Source organism: Segatella copri, from assembly GCF_949820605.1.
In the GTDB taxonomy this organism is placed as follows: domain Bacteria; phylum Bacteroidota; class Bacteroidia; order Bacteroidales; family Bacteroidaceae; genus Prevotella.
This window is the reverse complement of record NZ_CATKVU010000005.1, coordinates 1-18,865: the sequence shown is the minus strand read 5'-3', so window position 1 is coordinate 18,865 and position 18,865 is coordinate 1. Positions and strand designations below refer to the sequence as shown.

At 37.9% G+C, this 18,865-nt stretch carries 22 protein-coding genes; 10 read left to right on the top strand and 12 right to left on the bottom strand.

All coding sequences use genetic code 11. From position 1 onward, the window contains the following. Positions 1–194: 194 nt before the first annotated feature. A complete protein-coding gene (locus RCO84_RS01065; RefSeq protein WP_317583547.1) occupies positions 195–848 on the bottom strand; it encodes a recombinase family protein in 654 nt (217 codons plus the stop codon). A gap of 491 nt (positions 849–1,339) precedes the next feature. Here RCO84_RS01065 and RCO84_RS01060 point away from each other — a divergent pair, with 491 nt between their 5' ends. From RCO84_RS01060 to RCO84_RS01015, 10 genes are all read left to right on the top strand, one after another. Further along, positions 1,340–2,029 carry a plasmid mobilization protein gene (locus RCO84_RS01060; protein ID WP_203051737.1) on the top strand — a complete coding sequence of 230 codons (690 nt, stop codon included), beginning with the start codon at positions 1,340–1,342 and terminating at the stop codon, positions 2,027–2,029. Position 2,030: 1 nt separating this feature from the next. After that, a complete protein-coding gene (locus tag RCO84_RS01055; RefSeq protein WP_317583546.1) occupies positions 2,031–3,353 on the top strand; it encodes a relaxase/mobilization nuclease domain-containing protein in 1,323 nt (440 codons plus the stop codon). Positions 3,354–3,454: 101 nt separating this feature from the next. Next, positions 3,455–4,174 carry a hypothetical protein gene (locus RCO84_RS01050; RefSeq protein ID WP_317583545.1) on the top strand — a complete coding sequence of 240 codons (720 nt, stop codon included), beginning with the start codon at positions 3,455–3,457 and terminating at the stop codon, positions 4,172–4,174. Positions 4,175–4,192: 18 nt separating this feature from the next. After that, positions 4,193–4,561 carry a hypothetical protein gene (locus tag RCO84_RS01045; RefSeq protein WP_317583544.1) on the top strand — a complete coding sequence of 123 codons (369 nt, stop codon included), beginning with the start codon at positions 4,193–4,195 and terminating at the stop codon, positions 4,559–4,561. Between the two features lie 155 nt (positions 4,562–4,716). Further along, positions 4,717–5,115 (top strand): pilus assembly protein HicB, encoded by a 399-nt coding sequence (locus tag RCO84_RS01040; protein WP_317583543.1) that lies wholly within the window; start codon positions 4,717–4,719, stop codon positions 5,113–5,115. 205 nt (positions 5,116–5,320) lie between these two features. Further along, positions 5,321–5,506, top strand: coding sequence for a type II toxin-antitoxin system HicA family toxin (locus tag RCO84_RS01035; RefSeq protein ID WP_119227462.1), 186 nt, complete (start codon positions 5,321–5,323; stop codon positions 5,504–5,506). Between the two features lie 87 nt (positions 5,507–5,593). Next, a complete protein-coding gene (locus RCO84_RS01030; protein ID WP_317583542.1) occupies positions 5,594–5,998 on the top strand; it encodes a pilus assembly protein HicB in 405 nt (134 codons plus the stop codon). 300 nt (positions 5,999–6,298) lie between these two features. Continuing rightward, complete coding sequence (locus RCO84_RS01025) at positions 6,299–6,988, top strand: hypothetical protein (RefSeq protein WP_317583541.1); 690 nt, start codon at positions 6,299–6,301, stop codon at positions 6,986–6,988. Positions 6,989–7,262: 274 nt separating this feature from the next. After that, positions 7,263–7,883, top strand: coding sequence for a hypothetical protein (locus tag RCO84_RS01020; RefSeq protein WP_317583539.1), 621 nt, complete (start codon positions 7,263–7,265; stop codon positions 7,881–7,883). 294 nt (positions 7,884–8,177) lie between these two features. Continuing rightward, on the top strand, positions 8,178–9,401 hold the full coding sequence (locus RCO84_RS01015; RefSeq protein ID WP_218484369.1) for a transposase: 1,224 nt from the start codon (positions 8,178–8,180) through the stop codon (positions 9,399–9,401). A 141-nt stretch (positions 9,402–9,542) separates the two neighbouring features. On the opposite strand, the gene RCO84_RS01010 is transcribed toward RCO84_RS01015, so the two are convergent. From RCO84_RS01010 to RCO84_RS00960, 11 genes are all read right to left on the bottom strand, one after another. After that, positions 9,543–10,700 carry a winged helix DNA-binding protein gene (locus tag RCO84_RS01010; RefSeq protein ID WP_317583537.1) on the bottom strand — a complete coding sequence of 386 codons (1,158 nt, stop codon included), beginning with the start codon at positions 10,698–10,700 and terminating at the stop codon, positions 9,543–9,545. Between the two features lie 425 nt (positions 10,701–11,125). Beyond that, positions 11,126–12,193 (bottom strand): Fic family protein, encoded by a 1,068-nt coding sequence (locus RCO84_RS01005; RefSeq protein ID WP_118313058.1) that lies wholly within the window; start codon positions 12,191–12,193, stop codon positions 11,126–11,128. 35 nt (positions 12,194–12,228) lie between these two features. Further along, on the bottom strand, positions 12,229–12,822 hold the full coding sequence (locus RCO84_RS01000; RefSeq protein WP_118313057.1) for a recombinase family protein: 594 nt from the start codon (positions 12,820–12,822) through the stop codon (positions 12,229–12,231). Between the two features lie 179 nt (positions 12,823–13,001). Further along, positions 13,002–13,652: a hypothetical protein gene (locus RCO84_RS00995; RefSeq protein ID WP_317583534.1), complete on the bottom strand. Its 651-nt coding sequence runs from the start codon at positions 13,650–13,652 to the stop codon at positions 13,002–13,004. A gap of 293 nt (positions 13,653–13,945) precedes the next feature. Continuing rightward, positions 13,946–14,296, bottom strand: coding sequence for a hypothetical protein (locus tag RCO84_RS00990; RefSeq protein WP_287582048.1), 351 nt, complete (start codon positions 14,294–14,296; stop codon positions 13,946–13,948). Between the two features lie 19 nt (positions 14,297–14,315). Beyond that, on the bottom strand, positions 14,316–14,726 hold the full coding sequence (locus tag RCO84_RS00985; protein ID WP_317583533.1) for a DUF2493 domain-containing protein: 411 nt from the start codon (positions 14,724–14,726) through the stop codon (positions 14,316–14,318). A 53-nt stretch (positions 14,727–14,779) separates the two neighbouring features. Then, positions 14,780–15,157, bottom strand: a complete 378-nt coding sequence (locus tag RCO84_RS00980) for a hypothetical protein (protein WP_317583531.1) — start codon at positions 15,155–15,157, stop codon at positions 14,780–14,782. Positions 15,158–15,243: 86 nt separating this feature from the next. Then, positions 15,244–15,873 (bottom strand): ParA family protein, encoded by a 630-nt coding sequence (locus tag RCO84_RS00975; RefSeq protein ID WP_287582046.1) that lies wholly within the window; start codon positions 15,871–15,873, stop codon positions 15,244–15,246. A 227-nt stretch (positions 15,874–16,100) separates the two neighbouring features. After that, positions 16,101–16,391 carry a hypothetical protein gene (locus RCO84_RS00970; RefSeq protein ID WP_287582045.1) on the bottom strand — a complete coding sequence of 97 codons (291 nt, stop codon included), beginning with the start codon at positions 16,389–16,391 and terminating at the stop codon, positions 16,101–16,103. A 1-nt stretch (position 16,392) separates the two neighbouring features. After that, positions 16,393–17,940, bottom strand: coding sequence for a hypothetical protein (locus RCO84_RS00965; protein ID WP_308396570.1), 1,548 nt, complete (start codon positions 17,938–17,940; stop codon positions 16,393–16,395). Next, positions 17,927–18,055 (bottom strand): hypothetical protein, encoded by a 129-nt coding sequence (locus RCO84_RS00960; RefSeq protein WP_317583527.1) that lies wholly within the window; start codon positions 18,053–18,055, stop codon positions 17,927–17,929. The genes RCO84_RS00965 and RCO84_RS00960 overlap by 14 nt, the downstream gene beginning before the upstream one ends. Between the last annotated feature and the right edge of the window lie 810 nt (positions 18,056–18,865).

The following is an 18,865-nucleotide window of genomic DNA, read 5'->3' as shown; positions in this document are numbered from 1 at the left end:
TTGCTTGAGTTTGTGGCAACGAACAGGAAGCATCTGTAGCAGGCATTTTTGGCGCCGTCAAGATTTTTTACTTTATCATTTTTAAAAAAGAGGTAAAATGTGCCATATAATGCAAATATGGATGGTTTTGTATTTTTATGAAGTGTAGAAAAAGCAAGAAGGGTGGTGGTATAGAGTCCGTCACCCTTCTTGCGCTATTTCTTTGGTGTGTAGTTGATTGAAAAGATTCTTTTAATCTTTGCAACTGTTCCTGGTGCCACATCACAAAGCTTTGCAACTTTGACTATGCTCAACCCTGCTTTTAGTTCTTTGATGACATGCTTGTATTCCTGTTCAAGTTGCTCCTTGGTCTTGACGCTTCCTTCTTTTCGACCAACCTTCCCTCCCTTGTCCCGGAAGTTCTTGTAGCCGCTCTGCAGTCTCTCCTTGATGGCTGTTCGTTCTTTCTCGGCAAACTTGCTGAACATAGCAAAGAGCATAGTGAAAAGAGTATTCTCGCTGCTATCTTTGTTAAACATACTTAGGTTTTCTCGCAAGAAGTAAACGTTCAAGTGGTGGTCATGAAAGAACTTGGCCAGCTCGGTCATTTCCCAGACATCACGTCCCAATCTTGACACTTCCGACATTAAAATACAGTTTACGTTTTTATTTACAACTGTGCAGTATCTCAAACATTCCTGCAAGAATCGTCTTTCTGAGTTTGGGGTTGCTCCAGACTGATAGTCCTGAAAGACTTTTGCAATTTCGATGTTATATTCCTTTGCAAATTCTGTCAGTTCCTTAACTTGACGTTCCGTGTCCTGCTTTCCAGCTGACGTTGACACTCTTGCGTATATTACTGCTATCATAATCGTTTTATTATAAATTAATCCAAAGGATTTCTTTGTATTGTTTTATACCAAGAAAATACAAAGGTACAAAGATTTTTTTGTATTGCCAATTTTCTTATGTTATTTTTCTCAAAAAGACGAGGTCTTCTGTTTCCGCTTCAACTTGAAATGTTATTTTGGCATTTCAAGTCTTTCAAGCTCTTCCTGTTTCCCCTTTCTCTCTTCCTGTTTCTTTCTATCTCTTCTGGTCTTTCAGACAAGTTCTAACGAAGAAGTAACAACAAGTCTTAAAACGAAGCTCGCTATCTTTAATGATGCTTAAATGTTCGCTTTACTTAGAGAGTTTTCTTTGCTGATACAGAGAATTTTACTATCTTTGTAGTAAAGTTTTTATAGAGCAAAAGTAATGTACTATTGCAAGTTGGGGTATTGTTAAACAATTCTCTACGAGCATTGGTTTAAAATACAGAACTTGATTACTCGCAAGCTCGCAATAAAATGTATGAATAATGGAAGAAAAGAAAGAAACAATATATCGCTTCAACGGTGACGAGGCTTTACAGAAAGCTTCGCCTGGCAAGGCGTTTTACCTGGTAACAGAAGATGTTGCTTCTGGTAAATCCAAGAAGGTATTTATGCCTATATTGGTATTGGACGTTCATATTAGTGGAGGTCCAGAACGGTTCTACATACATGCTTTCATTTGCAAAAAAACGAAGAATGCTTATCAGGGATTGAAGTATGAAATAACAGCAGATGAGTATCAGAAGTTTCAGCAGTACAAAGGAGACAAGCGAAGAATAAATCTTCTCTTGAAAGCTTCTGGTGGTTCCCTTGTTGTGAAGAAAAATGCGGCAACCGTAATCAAGGGAATAAGAATGACTGCAGAACTTGCTGATGAGCTTACAGCGAATGCTGCTAAGTGCAATATGTCTTTTTCAGACTATTGTAGAACGTTGCTGCAAGGCAAAACTCCTACGGTGGCACTGACTCCTGACGAAATGGAAGTGATGAAAAATATTGTACAATATCGAACTGATGTAATGAAGTTTGCTGGAGCATACTTTAAGGTTCTTCGTGGTGTCCCAAACAGCGAAAGACCAAACTATATAGTCGCCGGAGAAAGCTTTGCCTTTTGGAGAACATATATACAGAAAGGGTTAAAGTGTTTGGATCGTCTCATTGATAAATGTAAGTGATATGGTTATTAAAATACAAACGGCAGATAGTAGTCATGGGCACAATGCCATCAACTATGCTATGAACAAAAAAGCGGATGATGGTCGGAAACCTGAATTTATCTCTTCTGCTAATATGCCATGGGATAATATTTTTGGTGACCCGATAGAGCCTCGTGCCGTATGGGACTATATGAAGATGAGACAGAAAAACTGTGGAAGGAAAATTGAAGATCCGTTTTTTCACATTGAACTTTGCCCATCAAAGGAAGAAAGTGCCGGCTTTACGAAGTCTGACTGGATAAAACTTATAGACGATTCTATTAGAAATTTAAGTACTCCTTTTGTTTCTAAAAGAAGAGGAAAGATAAAAGGATGGGATATAAAGAACTCGCAATGGGTTGCGTGTCTTCATACAGATACCGACAAGCCTCATATTCATCTGATATTAAATCGTATCACAGAGGAGAATAAAGTTCTTGATGATACTCAATATAAAGATAGAGCAAAGCAAGCTGCGAACAGACTTGCTGTTGAGCGAGGATGGACAAAGGCAGAGAGTGTTGGTGAGCGTGATGGAGCAGAACGAAAGAACAGAATACATAAAGATGCAATAGATGTATTGGCATGTATGAATAAGTTTAATCTGGAGAGATACTTTGAAGGCATGCGCTCTCGTGGTTGGATCATCGATGCTAAGTATGATTCAAAGGGAATCTGCCGAGGCTATTCCGTTGGAGAACGCCTATTCAAGGTTGATGGGAGTTTGTCTAGTACGATTCTTGTACAGTCTTCTAAGTTGGGCTTTGGACGTGATCTGATGGTATCGAAGCTTCAAGGAACCTGGAACATATTACATCGTCCGCAAATCCAGAGAATCGATAATGTAGTATCTGCTGGTAGAGGTTCCTTTACGCCTACATATAATAATGTAGAGAATAACCCTGCAAAGAGAGAAGAGCTTCCTAAGAAGCCTCAGTGGAAGTGCAGTAGCTATGATGCGATGCAGAACTGGAACGATGAAGAGATAATGAATGCTCGTATTCCTGATGCAGCATTTAGCCTTATCGATGAGCTGGTGAAGCCGCTCAATAGACTTGAATATTGGGATAGAGACGAAAACCTTCCTGCGAAGGCGCAAATTGTTGCTGTTGCAGTCTTTGAATTTATGACTGCTGCAAATGTGTATCCTTCTTCTTCTGGCGGCGGTGGTTCCAACGACAATGATCTTCGTTGGGATGGAAAGACGGAAGACGAATTGCAGCGGATGGCTGCGGCTGCTGCTCGTAAGGCAGTAGGGCGTTGTACGAGTCATTTGACGAAGAAGCGTGGCATGAGAAGATAATAGAGATAGAAGAATAAATGTAGTTGTGCTTTTTGAATTAAGGTATCATGCTTTTAAGCACAACTGCATTTGATAGTATAATTATAATAAAATAAATAAAGATGGCTAGAAATGATTATGATTTTGGTATGGAAGATGTAGCTGAGGATGTTCAGTCACCTCATGAGAAGGTTTCGTCTTCTGTAGAGAATAAAGATAATAGCAATGTTGACAATAGCTATGAGCGCAAACGCTTAGAAAGCAATCTTGCTCTTTTAAAGGAAGTTGAAGAACTTGCTAGAAGCATAAATGAGAAATATAATGAAATAAATGCGATGTATGAAACTGCAATTGGAGATGAGAGAGATCGGTTGCAGGGGCTAAAAAATATTCTGGAGCAATGCGAAAGCATGTATTCAAATATTTCTTCTTATATTGACAGCGCTAAGAATGCTTTGGCAAACATAACTGTTACAATTTCTGAAGAAGCACGTGACAACATCAAGAAAGGCGTGCAGAAGGGCGTACAGGAAGCTTATGCTGATGAACGTAAGAAACATATTGATGAGCTAGAGACATACAAGAAAGAGTTTCTTGTTAGTTTCAAGAGTGACATAAATAATGCAGCTTTAGAAGTCGTAGATGGTGTAAGAAAGTCGTATAAAGGTATGTTTTGGAGAACATTCATTATTGCTACTGCATGTATGTGTATAACGCTAACTGCACTGATTAAAATATTTGGTGATGCTTATGCGTGGCTAGCCATTGTCGGAATACTGCTTGTCGGTGTAGATTTTTGTGTTTGGATATATCGTTATTCGAAAATGTTTGGCTCTAAATGATGTGCATGGTATGGAAAAATGAATCAAGATATACCTTTCGAGCATCAGATGATGTTCATCATCCGAGATTACGACCGCAAGGTTGAGGAAAATATGGAACTTCGCAAGGAAGTGGAAGAACTATCTGCAGCCCTGGAAAAGCAGGGAGCGGAGTTGAAAAAAGCAAAGAAGGAACTCAAAAAGATGCCTTCTTTGAAGGATAAGGCGATGCAGCTAGAGGCTGTTAGGCGTAAAAACGAGAAACTGGCCAGACAAGCTAGCTTGCTTCATAAGTGTATGGTGTATATACGCAACCAGAGCCGCCACCTCCTGGCTATGGTAGAGGTTCCTGGCTTACGTGACCTGGAACAGCGCATGAACGAGGCACTGAAGAAATATGATGAATAGTTTGGTAATTTCAGATATTATGTCTATATTTGCAAGCAGTAAACGCAGGCGTTCACAGAACTTATTCTATGTTCGTCAAACTTCTTGAAAAATCGCCAAATTTTGAGATAGAGGTAGAGAACTCTTTTTGTAGGGAATTTAAACAAATAAGATATATGGCAAAGAATGTAGTGCTGATTTTAGAATATGGTGATGGCGGATACTCTTGTTACAATGATGAGCCATTGGGTAATTATGGTGTCATAGATGGCGATGGTGCGACCGCTGAGGAAGCCAAGGCCGACTTCATGAAGGCTCTTCAGGAATGTAGGGATGATGACCCTAACAACAAGGACTTGCAAGACTTGACGTTTACATATAAGTACGACGTGCAAGCTTTCTTCAAGGAGTTCTCCTTTCTCAACGCTACCGAGATTGCCAGACGTGCAGGCATCAACCCATCGCTCATGCGCCAGTATGTAAGTGGAGTCAAGACCGCTGGAGAGAAAACATACCAACGACTCAACGCCTGTATGGGCAATATTAAAGCGGATTTACAAGCAACCGTCTTTTGATGGTTGTGTTTCATAAAGTAATTAAATGAACTCTTTAAGCCCCTGGTGCGTGACGCATCGGGGGCTTTTTTGTGCCCAAATGTTAAATCTTACTATACATAACAAAAAAGTTATCTTTTTGTTTGGTAGCATATAACTTTTTTGTTATCTTTGCATCGTCTTTCAGACAAAGAGATCTTTTAATTAATTAAACTCCTTTCATTAAATGAAAACTAGTCAACTAGTTAGACAGCTGAACCGAGCGGGATGCTTCGTTGTTCGGCATGGTGGAAATCACGATGTTTGGTACAGTCCTATTACAGGACTTAAATGTCCGGTTCCACGACACGGCAGTCGGGAAGTCGCTCAAAAGACTTACGACAGTATTCTAGAAAGATTGCTCGGGCTTTAAGCCCGGCAATTTTTCTCTAGTTGACTAAGTTCGTTGAGACGGATGGGGTGGTTAGTTTTAAGGTCTCTTTTTAATTGATTAAAAAGTATGGCAACAAAAGTAACGATACAGGTTGAGAAAGGTAAGCAGGAGAAGAACTTCTCTTGCTTCATGGTTGAGAAGCTTCCAAACTTTGGACTTACTGGGTATGGCAACACCGCCAAGCAAGCTATTGAGGATATGTATGTGGCACAGAAGGAAATCAAGGAGCTTCTTGAGCAAGAGGGTAAACAAATGCCTGAGTTGGAGTTTACGTTCCGCTTTGATATTGGTTCCTTCTTTGACTATTACTCATACCTCAATATGAGTGGGGTCGCAAAGAAAGCTGGCATTAACGCATCGCTTATGAGACAATATTCGATGGGTATTCATGAGCCTAGCAAAAAGAGAAAGCAGCAAATTTTGGAATGCCTTCATCAAATAGCTAAAGAATTACAGACTGCCGTAATTTGACATACGACAGTTTTCATATAATGATAGGAAATATAATTAAAAGATTTCTGAGCCCCTGGTGCGTGACGCATCGGGGGCTTTTTTGTGTCCAAATATTAAATCTTACCTGGCAATACGTTTTTTCGTAGTAAGTTTCGGTAGGAGTACACCTTAATATTAACTTAATTTGTTATGTATCTTTATTGTTTTCTCTTGAAAGTGTTAAAATAAAAAGTAGTGCTTATAAAATGATGGACTCCCAATATTTATATATACCTTTGCAGCAAAAAAGCCCTCGACAACACGGTCAAGTCTTTGATTATGAAAAAGATTATTTTAATGATGATAGCAATGACAATATCATTTGCTTCATTCGCACAAAACAAAGACGTGACAACGTTCCTCGGCATACCAGTTGATGGAACCGTTTCAAGTATGAAACAAAAACTGGTAAGTAAAGGTTTTGTTCCTAAGAAGTTTGGTGATGAAGAATATTTAGAAGGCGAATTTAATGGGTGTAATGTTAATGTATATATCCGCACCAACAATAATAAGGTATATAGAATCATGCTTGCGGATAATTTTACTGTGGATGAAGCCCAAATAAAAATTCGTTTCAATAATCTTGTGAGCCAATTTGAAAATAACAAACGGTACTTTTCGCTTGATAAATACACTTTGTCTGATGAAGAAGATATATCGTATGAAATGACTGTTCACAATAAGAACTATGAAGCTGCGTTTTATCAAGTTCCCGATATGGAGAAAACCTACACTTTGGCTTTACAAGAGAAAGTACGTAATGAGTTGTTAAGCAAATACACAGAGGCTGAATTAAAAAATCCGTCAGAAGAAATAACGAAGGAAATTGCAAATACAACAATAAAAATAGGCACGGAATTGATGCTTATGAAACCTGTTTGGTTCAAAATTGTAAGAGTTAATGGAGAGTACTACATTTGTATGTTCTATGATAATATATACAATCAAGCCGATGGGGAGAATTTATAAGACAAAACAAGAGGTGGGGTAGGGATTCTCTACCCCTTTTTATTTGCACTATGGTGAGCTTTATTGATATAATCTGTTATGCTTGTAAAAATGCAAGTATCTGAAATCGTGTTTTTTACATTCGTTTGTTGTGTAATAATGTAAACATTATGCCTTTATGCTTTGTTAATGTTTTGTTTGTATTTGTTAACTGTGTTCTCTTGCGTATTTCATATTTTTTTTGTATCTTTGCACTATAATTAATGAATATGTTACACAATCAAAATATAGAAATATGAAACATAAAACAATAGAAGCTATAGAAGCAACAGAATTTGTATGCAACCTGGTTAAGGTAGGCGGTAACTCATGTGTCGAGTGTTTATCCACAAGACGCCATCTTTTTTTTGACGAGACAAGAGAATTCGTAGAGTTGTTGCACAAGCACGGTTATGACGTTCTGACCAAGAACGACCAAGAATTTGAAGAGAAGCTAGATAGTTACAACCGTGTTCTTGAGCTTCAGGCGAAAAAGAGCGGATTGACTTCGTACACAAAGTATGAACTGGAAGAGCTGTGCGTATGTGGAGATTATATGTTTGTAGAAAATGACTACAACTTGCCCAGCAAAGAAGTAGATATTAAAGATGCTAGAGGTGGAAAGCGTGAGGGCGCAGGTCGCAAATCGAAACATAAGAATCTTGAATATTCAGAAACAACAACTATCAGAGTTCCAAAGTTCTTCAAGAAAGATATAAAAGAATTGATAGACTTCATCATCGAGAATCCCGGCATCAAACATGCTTTATTTAATGCACGTTTCTTTGAAACTAGTAATGAAGAACAGAAAAAGAATTCAAAATTGGTATGGGAACTCTACAACAAAATTCCGAATTTCTCATCAAAAGAAGAATAGAAAAATATACATAATCAAGTTGTAAGTTAGAGAGAGCAAACAAAAGTTCTCTCTAACTTGCTGTGCAAGAATGATAATGTAACACATTCTAAGTTTCATGCAAAGTTATATTTTTATATACTAAACTTATATTTTCATATACTTCTGCTTATACAATACTGCGTTAAATTAATATTTAATCGTCTGTAAATCAATAACTTATATTAAGAAATGCTTATGAAAACTTAACTGTAAAAAGTTGGTCAAGTCGCTGATTTTCAGTAACTTTGTAGATCACGACAAATACAATATTACATGAATACAGGACTTGACCAATATATGGATATCTTTAAAGATGCAGTTGAAGATTCAGCTGCAAAGATAACAAAAAGTTTCGAGAAAATACTCATCGAGGTGATAATTTTGTTCATGGTAATACCAAGAAAGATAAATTTCACCCAAATGGGGAGGTATGGCTTGCATGTTGAGCAAACCTATCGCAACGCATTCGGCTTGAAAAAGTCGAAGTGCATTGATTGGCTCAAACTTAATGTCTCACTTGCCAAGCGCTTCTTGGGTAAACAGGGAAGATGGGCTATTGCCATTGATCCCAGCTACATCAGTAAAGCTGGCAAGAAAACACCACATATCGGTCGTTTTTGGTCAGGATGTGCTCAGTCTGTTAAACATGGTCTCGAAATCATGGGTATTGGACTCATTGATATTGATACCAAAGACTGCATGATGTTAAGAGCCCACCAGTCGCTAAATAATAAAGAACTGAGTCTTAGAAACAAGACTATGGTAGATTTCTATATCAGCGTCATTAAGCGTTACCGCAAGGAACTTCTTAAACTCTCAACCCTCATAGTTGCAGATGCTTACTTCTCTACAAGTACATTTGTTAATGGGATAAAGAAAGAAGGGTTCTCTTTGATAAGCCGCTTTCGTGACAATGCTTGTCTCTTTTATGTCTATACTGGTCCACGTACTGGAAAACGTGGTCGCCCCAAGACCAAGGATGGCAAGATTGATATGAAGAATCTTGACCTCACTCGAATGGAGAAGATGGAGATGAAAGATATAGAAGGAACAGCTTATACTTTGATTGCCTATTCCAAGGCACTCAAGTGTAAAGTTAGACTTGTCATCTGGCAGATGCCGAATGGCAAGAAGAAACTATTCTTCTCTACAGACACCTCACTTTCGGGTGAAGAGGTACTTCTTTATTATAGAACCAGGTTTCAGATCGAATTTTGCTTTCGTGACGCCAAAGGCTATACTGGTCTTATGGACTGCCAGGCTCGCGATAAGTGGAAACTCGATTTTGCTTTCAATGCTTCGTTCACATCACTAAATGTTGCCAAGGTAACTATGAAGGAGATGGGAATGGAATATTCTATGTCTTCATTCAAGTCACTGATGACCAACATTTATCTGGTGAGACGAATTTTTAAAGCATGCGGGTACATCCCGAACCGAACTTTAATTAGCAAGATTTTCAAAGATCTCTCGTGCTTACAGCGTATAGCTGCTTAGCACATTATTGAATTATTAACGAACTATTGTTTATGCTTTAATAAATAATTTTTATTGTATTTATTAAATACTATATGTTTGTTCTTTGGCTTTGTCAATTTCTACTTGACAGACTATCACGACAAGATTTGGAATGGAATGTTATACTGGTTTGTAGTCTTTGCATTGAAGAGCTATTGAGCAAGTTGCACACGTTGTGTTGCATGCTGCTACGTCTGTGACAGTGTAGGCTCCTGTTTTACGGCTTCCGTCACGTTTGATCAATCCGGCAGAAGTGAGACTGGCAAGTCCGTAAGCGGCTGTTCTTTGAGAATAGTCAAGTTCTGATACTATATCTTGAAGTTGCTTGCCGTTCTTGGATTCACGTATTTTCCAGAACACTTCCTGTGCTTTTGGCGGTTGTGCCATGAGGCGCTGACGTATATCTTCATTGAGTACAGTAGATTTTTCTGCTAGTTCTACAGCTCGTTTCTCACGAAACTCCTGACGTGCCAGGAAGGCTGCTTTTCGTGCAGCCTTTTCTTCGTTAGAAAGTTGTTTATAGCCATCTTTTCTTAACGTGCAGTTTTCTTGCAGGTTATTTTGTCGCTCTTCATACTGCAGTGTATCGCTATTTTTTAACTTGCAGTTTTGTTGCGGGTTATTTTTCGCAGAGTTTTTAGCATCTTCCTCAACCATATTTTTTCCTGTTAAAGCTACCGGTGTTGGTAGTTCTTCGGGAGTGAAGAAAATAGTCTTTGCATCTTTGAAGGCGTAGTTATAGACTGCATTCTGCAATACCAGGTTCTGCTTTTCAATGCTAACTTCTGAGCGTTGCGGATGAGAGTATAGTTCGCCCGTTTCGAGACCTAATACACCTATTTTCGATAGTGTCTCTGGGTGTTCGTTGTTCACCTCGACTATTTTTTCAAACGCATATTGAGTGAGATCATCAGGTACGGCAATGAAGAAGAAATCTGTCCAGCCAACATACTTCCATAACTTCTCGTCACGCATCAGGTCATCTTTAAACTCTTTTATCTCTAGGGCAATGGTAAAACAATGCCCTTGATTAAGAGCTCGATAACCTGGTTTAATGAATAGTATAACATCAGGAATTATCTGTAGCTTTTTGTCGAGTCCAATGCGTGTCTTTTCGCCTGTTGATTCACGTAAACGGAACTCTTCGAATATCTTATATTCCAAATATTCTACAGGAATGCGTTCTGTCCAGGGATAGGCATGCAAGCACATGTCTTTAACAAATGCTTGTATCTTCTTGCCTTTTAATAAGTTCTTTAATTCTGCATGAGCTTTCATACAAACTCCTTTCTTTATGTTTTATATTTGATTTATAATTTTGTCGCAAAGATACTAAAAAACATTTAATTTGCAAAATATCTGCATATTATTTTTCGGGCGTTAGATGTGTTTAACTTGCAAACATCTTGCAAGTTATTGTCTGGTATTTTGAAATTATAAATGAAATAGCAAAAGTTTTGCTTTTAATATGTAAAATATAATAATCTGATATTCGTGTTTCCTGTAGCTTGGTTTAAAAGAGTGTTTTACTTAAAAAATACGTATAAAGGTGCCCTTAGTATACCTTCATACGTATTTTTTTTGAGTAAAACCCGGTTGGTTGAAAATATGATATAAGTAGGTGATTTCGTAAAAATGTTAATAAAAATACTTGTATAACAGAAACAATTTACCGAGTTGTATATATTGTGTCTGCAAGATGATCATATCGAAGAAGTTGCGAAGACGTGCCAGCTGTTATCGTTGTCTCTTCTTTGGATGTAACCTTTTTCTATCATGGCTCGCAATTGCTTTTTCACTGCTGTAACAACAATATCTGCTTCTTTACTTAACTCTTCTGTTGTTATGTATGGATTTTCTTGCATGGCATGAAGTAATTTATTACTGGATTCACTTCTGAACACAATTTTACTTCCGTCATACCACCATACTTTTTCAGATGTTTCTGTAGCGAAATCTATGTAGTATTTCAATTCCTTTTCAACAAGTCCATTAAAATATTTTGCAAAACGTTTAATTTGTGAGATTTTGGCATGTGCTCCTGCAGAAGGTGTAGGACCTACTACAACGTCTGTTTCATGTAAGGCATCTATATATTTGTTCTTGTTTTTGTTTCTGACAACAACCATTGGCCAATTATGGCGTGCAAGGATGTAGTTTACCATTAGTCTGGCAACTCGACCATTGCCATCCTCAAATGGATGAATTCGTATATAGCGGTAATGGAATAGCGACGCTAGTTCAACGGGAGTTAGAACTCCTGAAGCTTCTTCCTTGTTAAACCAAGTCACGAGATCAGACATTAGAGCAGGAGTTTCTTCTGGTGATGCGTACTCAAAATAATCTCCGTAGCGAGTCCTTACACTGTTTGGTCGGGTCTTGTATCGTCCTGCATGAACAGTATAGCTTGTTTGTATTCCACCTGGTAGTTGGTTATGTACTTCATAGTCCTCACGAAGTAATGTTTTGTGAAGTTGACGTATAAAGGTTTCTGTAAGTGGCATATTCAAGTTTTTGGCCTCTTCTTCTATCATTTTCAAGCTAACTTGACTTGCTTTCATGTCATTAAAATCTTTTAAGTCTCCCTCTCCGCTAACTTTCCCAAACAATAATAATAACTCAGTTTGGCCATACGTTAAAGTATTTCCTTCGATATGATTGCTATTGTAGTTATAATCAACCGTAAAGCGTTGACTCAAAAGATATTGCTTCCTTTCTGGTAGAGGTTGCAATGATTGCCATTTTTGATATAATATATCTATTTTGTTCATTTGTTCATTTTTTTGTTTAACCATGTTTTTGTCTCTCACTTCTTCTTGCAGATATGTGGCTTTCTTGTTGGTTCTATGCCTTCAATGCGCAAAAATCTGTAAATAGAAGATTTCGATTTTATACCTAGCTGTTTTTGGATTTCATCTATGGTCATGCCGTTCTTGTAAAGGGATACTGTAGCCTTGGCTTTTGTATGTCGCTTTAGCTTTGGCCTTCCCATTTTCTTGCCCTTTGCCATGGCTGCTTTGCGTCCGGCTTGGGTGCGCTCAACGATAAGGTCACGTTCAAATTCAGCAAGACTTGCGAAGATATGCATCATTAATTTGCCAGATGTGGATGACGTATCGATATTGTCTTTAAGAGATTGTATCGATACTCCTTTTTCGTGCAACTCTGAAATGATGTTTAGTAAATCTCTTAAAGAACGTCCTAGACGGTCGAATTTGTACACGACTAGTATGTCTCCCTTTCGAAGGTATTTTATCGCTTCTGCTAGCTCTAAACGGGCTTTTATGCCGCTTTTGTGCTCGGAATACACCTTTTCGCAACCAGCTTTTTCTAATTCTGCCAATTGTAAGTCCAAATTCTGGTCTTTTGTGGAGACCCTTGCATATCCGATCTTTGCCATGTTTATATTTCTATTTAATTTCGATTGCAAAGATACAAAAAATCGAAATAACTACCAAGATTTTTAGCAGTTATTTCGAGATTATTTTGTAGTTCGATTATATTTTAATTTTATCGAACTTTATTTTATTTTTACCTTTCTGCAAAGCTAGTTGGATGTATTTTATGCCATTAGGACTATTATTCCTTAAGATATTTTTCCTTTAATTCTCTCTCTACGCTTAGAGATGGATGATTATATATCTGCAAACGACATACTTCATTTGGTATTTTTTCATAAGATGGTGTATTTTCTATCCATATAAGGTGATTATCATCTATAGAATAGAGGTATTTTGTATCTGGTGTAGTTATATAATCGCTAATATTTTTAATATAAAGTCTATTTGCTTTTTCGTTATACATATAAGGTAATATGACATATCCTATTTTTTGTGGTGGAATAAAATATAATAATCTAAAAGAAGTTTTCTTACGAATTTTATAAAAACCAGTACATATATCTCCAACGATGTCTCCAACTTTTAAACTGTCTAATATTACATTTGTTTTGCCAATAATATATGTTTTCTCCCATTGCCAAATTCTTTCATTATCCATATATTTATTTAAAGAGTGTGAAGCTACTTTCGGTAAAATAAAATAGTTTTTGCCTTTATATACTTGCATTCTAAAATGAATATTCTCAGAAGGAATATCTATCTTTAAGTTTGTCTTTGAATACCTTTTAGAAAACGATTGAAAAAAAGGAATAGATATTATGCAAAGAGTGACTATCGCTCTTTGCATAATATCTATTTTATTTTTTTTGAGAAATAATAACTTCTTCATTTTGATTTTATTATATTTATCTATTTGCTTATGCTATTATCAGCTTGTTAGCTGCATCTATATCTACTTGACTCATATTGCACTGATTTGTTGTTGTGATGGCCTTGAAAGTGGGGCTGGTGGAGTTGAAAACTTACAAGCTGTTCTTAAGGCTTTCCGAACACGTTCATTTTTTGAAAAGAAGATAAAACTTTCTATAGAGCTATGTGTGTAGCCATTCCAATAATTTGCTTTATTGGAGTTGTTTCTAGATAATATCTTTCTTGCTAATCTTAGTTTCATTTGCTATATTGTTAATGTTGTGGGATTGGTCCGTCTTCTTTCTCCTGCTCCTTTTCCTTGATATCTTCAATATTGCTATCGCAAACATCGATGATGTCCTGGAGCTTCTGCTTGTCCTCTGCCTGGTCAAGCTTCTCTTTTGCCATAGCCTTGATAGTCTCAAACTCTTCTAGAGAGAACTCGTTATATGTCCTCTTTCCCTTCTTGCGAGCTGAAATCGTTACTTCGTAGCCATCTTCGCAGCTCATACTAAAGGAAGTAATAGCAGCATTGGAGTCCTTGCACATCTGTATTAAACAATTTGCAACTCCTTCCTCTTGTTTAGTAGGAGCGCATTCTATGTTGTTTTGATTCTGTTTCATAACCTATGTGTTTTATTTGTTAATATCTAACCACAGCCACCTGTAAGCCTCGTTTGGTAGCCGTATCTATCATGTTCTTTGATTCCCGACTTTTACCGTCCCAAAACGCTATGAGGGCGTGAGCCACGCTAGCCATTTGAGCGTTACGGATTGGTCCGGCTGCCCTACCATGGGCTTTCCAGTTAGCAGGAAACGTCTCCAGCTGCAAGCCTCGTTCCTGGGCATAGCGTTCACACAGGTCATCAGCACCACTGGCATGACCGGAGACGATCACGATATTTTCCGGTTTCTTATTCTGAAGATAGAAGTCACACTTCTCCTTCAGCAGTTCGTAATCAGCAAAGTCTCTACATCCTGCAACGATGACTTTGTATTTCGTGATTGAATCTATTATCAGCTTGTTAGCTGCATCTACTTCTGCTTGACTCATATTATTTACTAAGTTTGTTAACCTTACAAAGTTACCTAAGTTAGTAATATTTGCTATTTTTCAAACAAACTCTTTGTTTTTTGGAGCGTTACGGCTTTTTTACCATGCACGGCCTCGATTGCTTCAAGTCCCTTTTGTATCAACTGCTCAGCAGAAGAAGACTCTGTTATTCCAAAGAACTGCGATACAGCTTTAATTTGCTCTATCATCTTTTGAGGCAGCATATACGTATGGCGTGTATATCCAACCTTGCAACCTGCAGCTGCACCTTTGACAGCCCTCTTAGAAGGTGTCTTTTCGGTTTTCTTCTCACCATGCAACTCCCCGATGCCACGATTAGAAGAATCTGGTGTAGTTCCCATGAGGTCACCAAATCCTTCGATACTTCCAAACTCGCTCATATCTTGTGTTGTTGTTTTCTTCTTGTTCATATCTTATTAAATTTATTAAGTGTGCTAACTTTATTAACCTTGCTAACTTTGCTAAGTTTGCTAAGTTAGTAATATTTGTAATGCATTTATCTAACTACCTCATATATAGCATTAAACGCACCTGCCGTTGCTGCTTCCTGATATTGATCTTGTGCATAAAGCGTAGATAATCGCTGAATTGCAACACCATCTTTTACACGGAATGTAACTACGCCAGCTTTGCTGAACATTTCCGTAGCTGACTCCTGGAGCGCATACCTAACACCCATCTTGATGATGTTTGGCACATAGATTTTCTTCGCCTGTGGTGCTTCCTTCATCAAGACTTTTGTGAAGGTGAATGTAGAATCGATCATAAAATCATCGTATCTAAAAGGAATAACAGCTGCATCAGCAGCTTGAAAAACCTTCAGTAGAGCAGGGTCGTTTAGTGTTCCCGGACAGTCTATCAAGACATAGCCTGGAAGCGTCTTTGCTCGTTCTATGACGGCATCAGTACTCGCAGCTGCATCTAGAGTCCAAACCTCCCAAGGCTTAACTGCATCTTTAACTTTGGCCAGTTCTCGTTGGCGCAAGTTATAGATGTTGTGGGAAAGGTCTGCATCTAGCACAGCAACTTTCTGGTTCTTTGCTACTAGGAAGTGGGCAAAGTGACAGCACAAAGTACTCTTGCCTACACCACCCTTCAGATTTGAAAATACAATGATCTTTGCCATATATTACTTATTTTGTTATTATGCTGCAAATATACAAAGAATCTTGCATACCGCAAAGAAAGCTTTGTAAATTTAACTAAGTTTATACTTTTAGATAACTTTACTAACTTAGTAAAGTTAGCAAATATTCTACAAGCATATTTAGCACCTATATCTAATAACACATAATATATTGATTATCAACTGCAAGCATTGTATTCGCTTGAGCAAATATAATTCTAAGGGGCTTACCTCTCACAATTTTGAGACAGCAGTTCTTCTCCAACCTCCTTGTCAAATTGTCTCTGCTCATCAGTACGGATGTCTATCTGAAGAACCAGATTGTCATCACCTGTATCACTCACAAGAATGGCCTCTATGCGATATTTCTTGCGCAACTTCAACAGTTCATCAAAATCCAAGGACTCCTCACCAGTATTGACATATACAGTCTCGTCATCGAAGTCACAGACCTCACTGTCACACCCAAGTATCTTGTCGACACCCAATGATATTTCCTTTGCCCCTATTATATTCATACTATATCACATTTTTAAGTTTATTCAATTCCGCTGTTTTCTTTTCGTAAATGCTTCGAAATTCTGCATATCTGTTTTCCGAAATAGCTCGGTATATCTCTCTTAATGCGTCCACATTATCGATGCACTCAAAGAACCTTACGATGTAATTTGCCCATTTGCTAGTTTGAGCATCCCACGAAGAAGGGCAGTTTATACTTTTCCCCTTTTTCAAAAGGCTCTCTTCAACGAAAGTACCCTTCAGATTTGCATACCAAAGAGTATGATACATAGAATCTATAGTTTCTGGATTCAACGTACTGATCCAGTCCTCTTTTTCCATATACATTTTGAAATTCTCTCCAATGGTCTTCCATTTTTCGTTAAATGCCTTATACTTGTTCTCCTCCTCTGCTATCTGTCGATTGAGTTCTTGAATTTTACTTTCCCTATTGGCTTTGGTGGAAAGAGATCTAGCCAAAAGTCCCTTGAACTCACCAATAGCCTTAACGACTTTCTTTCTTTCTATATAGTCGTCACCATACTCCTTGAAATAATAGTCCATGGCTGGCTTTAACTGCTCGGCAGGGAAGTCCGCTGGCATATTCTCGTTCACATATGATATGATGTCATTGAGGCGATCAATATCCTTGTTTTTCTTCTTGTTAAAGAAAAGATACTTTATAGCCTCTGTTACAGGTGTATCGAGTATTTCTTTGCTTATCTGGCGTGAAGGGTTCATTACCTCGTTCTTGGCTGCTACAGGCTTGACAGATGGGGTAGGGGATAATGTAGGCTTTGACTGCTCGACATGAGCTTCCAGACCCTTATTTGCACTGTCATTGGTCTTTACCTGTTGCTTTGCCTGAGGATAAAGATTCAAATGTATGAGCACACCTCTGTTTCCTACCCTCTTCACACGAGTGATGGCACCAATCTTTTCCAGTAACTTAAGCAGTTCCTTAAATCTCCATTGATTGCATTTCAACGCCTTTGCTACCTTCTCATACGAGAACAGGAAATCTCCAGGAGTAATTTGCTGGGCATGGCAACCTGTACCCACAATCCAAGTGTTCTCATGCCAAGCATTGCATACCATATATGTATAGAGCTGAGCAAGATAAGGAGTTGACCAGAAATCAGCAACGTCAACAGGGAAATACATCTTGACGTATGGCTCGTTTGGGGTAGGTATGCCATTGACCGCCACACGGCTCACACTGTTCTTCGCATTATTTATATCCTTAGATATAACCTCTTGCTTAACAGCGATAGCTCCTGTACGTTTGAGACTGTCTGTGCTACTTTTTGCCATAGAATCTTTGATACCCAAAGACTCTGAAAGATAGCTTCGTGTGCATATAGTCTCCCCCTCTGTAAGGTGAAACGTCTGTCCCTTGACCATAACATCGGCATCATAACGGGACATAAGGGCATTCCATGCGTAGAAGAACCACGCACGCACGGCATTCTCCCCCTTGAACCATCGCTTCTTGACGATGGAGAGAGGTACATTGATGTACTTTAAGTCCTTTTGAGACTGCTGATTATTTTGATTACGCTTCTCCATAGTAACCTCCTCTCTGCTGCAAACACAGAGAGGCGATTACGTCCTTTTGAGCCGTAACACAATCCAAGACTGGATATACCTGTAGGAAATGAATCCTTGCTGCTATTGCGTTCATATAACATTTTCTATTTAAATCATAAATAACCGCTGACGATTATATTTGGAACCTTCGTCATTGGCATTATCGGCGGCAAAGATATATCTTTTTTTTGAACTGACCAAATTTTTGCCCTAAAAAGTTCGCTTTTGGACAAAAAAAAGCGTGGGGGGTTCCAATCCTCACGCCTTCGATTAATTTAAATGAAAATTTTAAATGAACAGAAGGCGTGGTGCTTAAAAGCGATATTATCGCCTTCTTTCGGTTGCAAAATTACAAAGATTTTCTAAATCCACCAAATTTTTTAAGGAAAATCTTTCTTTTTTCTGCAATATTCTCTATTTTTTCTTTTTTCTTTACACATTTCTTTTTGCCTCAAAATAATAGCAAGCTATTATTACGCGCGCGTCTTCCCAGTTACTCGTATATTTGCTGACATTTTTTGCCCTTAATAACAGATTTTTGGTGGCAAATTCTATCATCACATCAACAAATCACCTCTCATTAGTTTCCTTTTATTAACATGTTTTCTACCAACATTAATTGGTATAACATACTGATTTTATGTAAATTATAAATATATGGTTTTATCAACGTCCTAAGAAATATCCAAAGAAGAATACAAAGAGAAAAACAAAGATACCTCCACAAAATAACTATTATTAAGAATAAAAAAGGAATACTCACACACATAGGTGTTCGACCGCTAGGTGTGTGTGTGAGAAGTTTTTGTTTTAGAGGAAGATAAGATTTAAAACATTTAGGGGTCGGGGCATAAAGCCCCTCGTCCTCATCCTTGCTTGAAATTGGCTTCAGGGTGGATGCTCG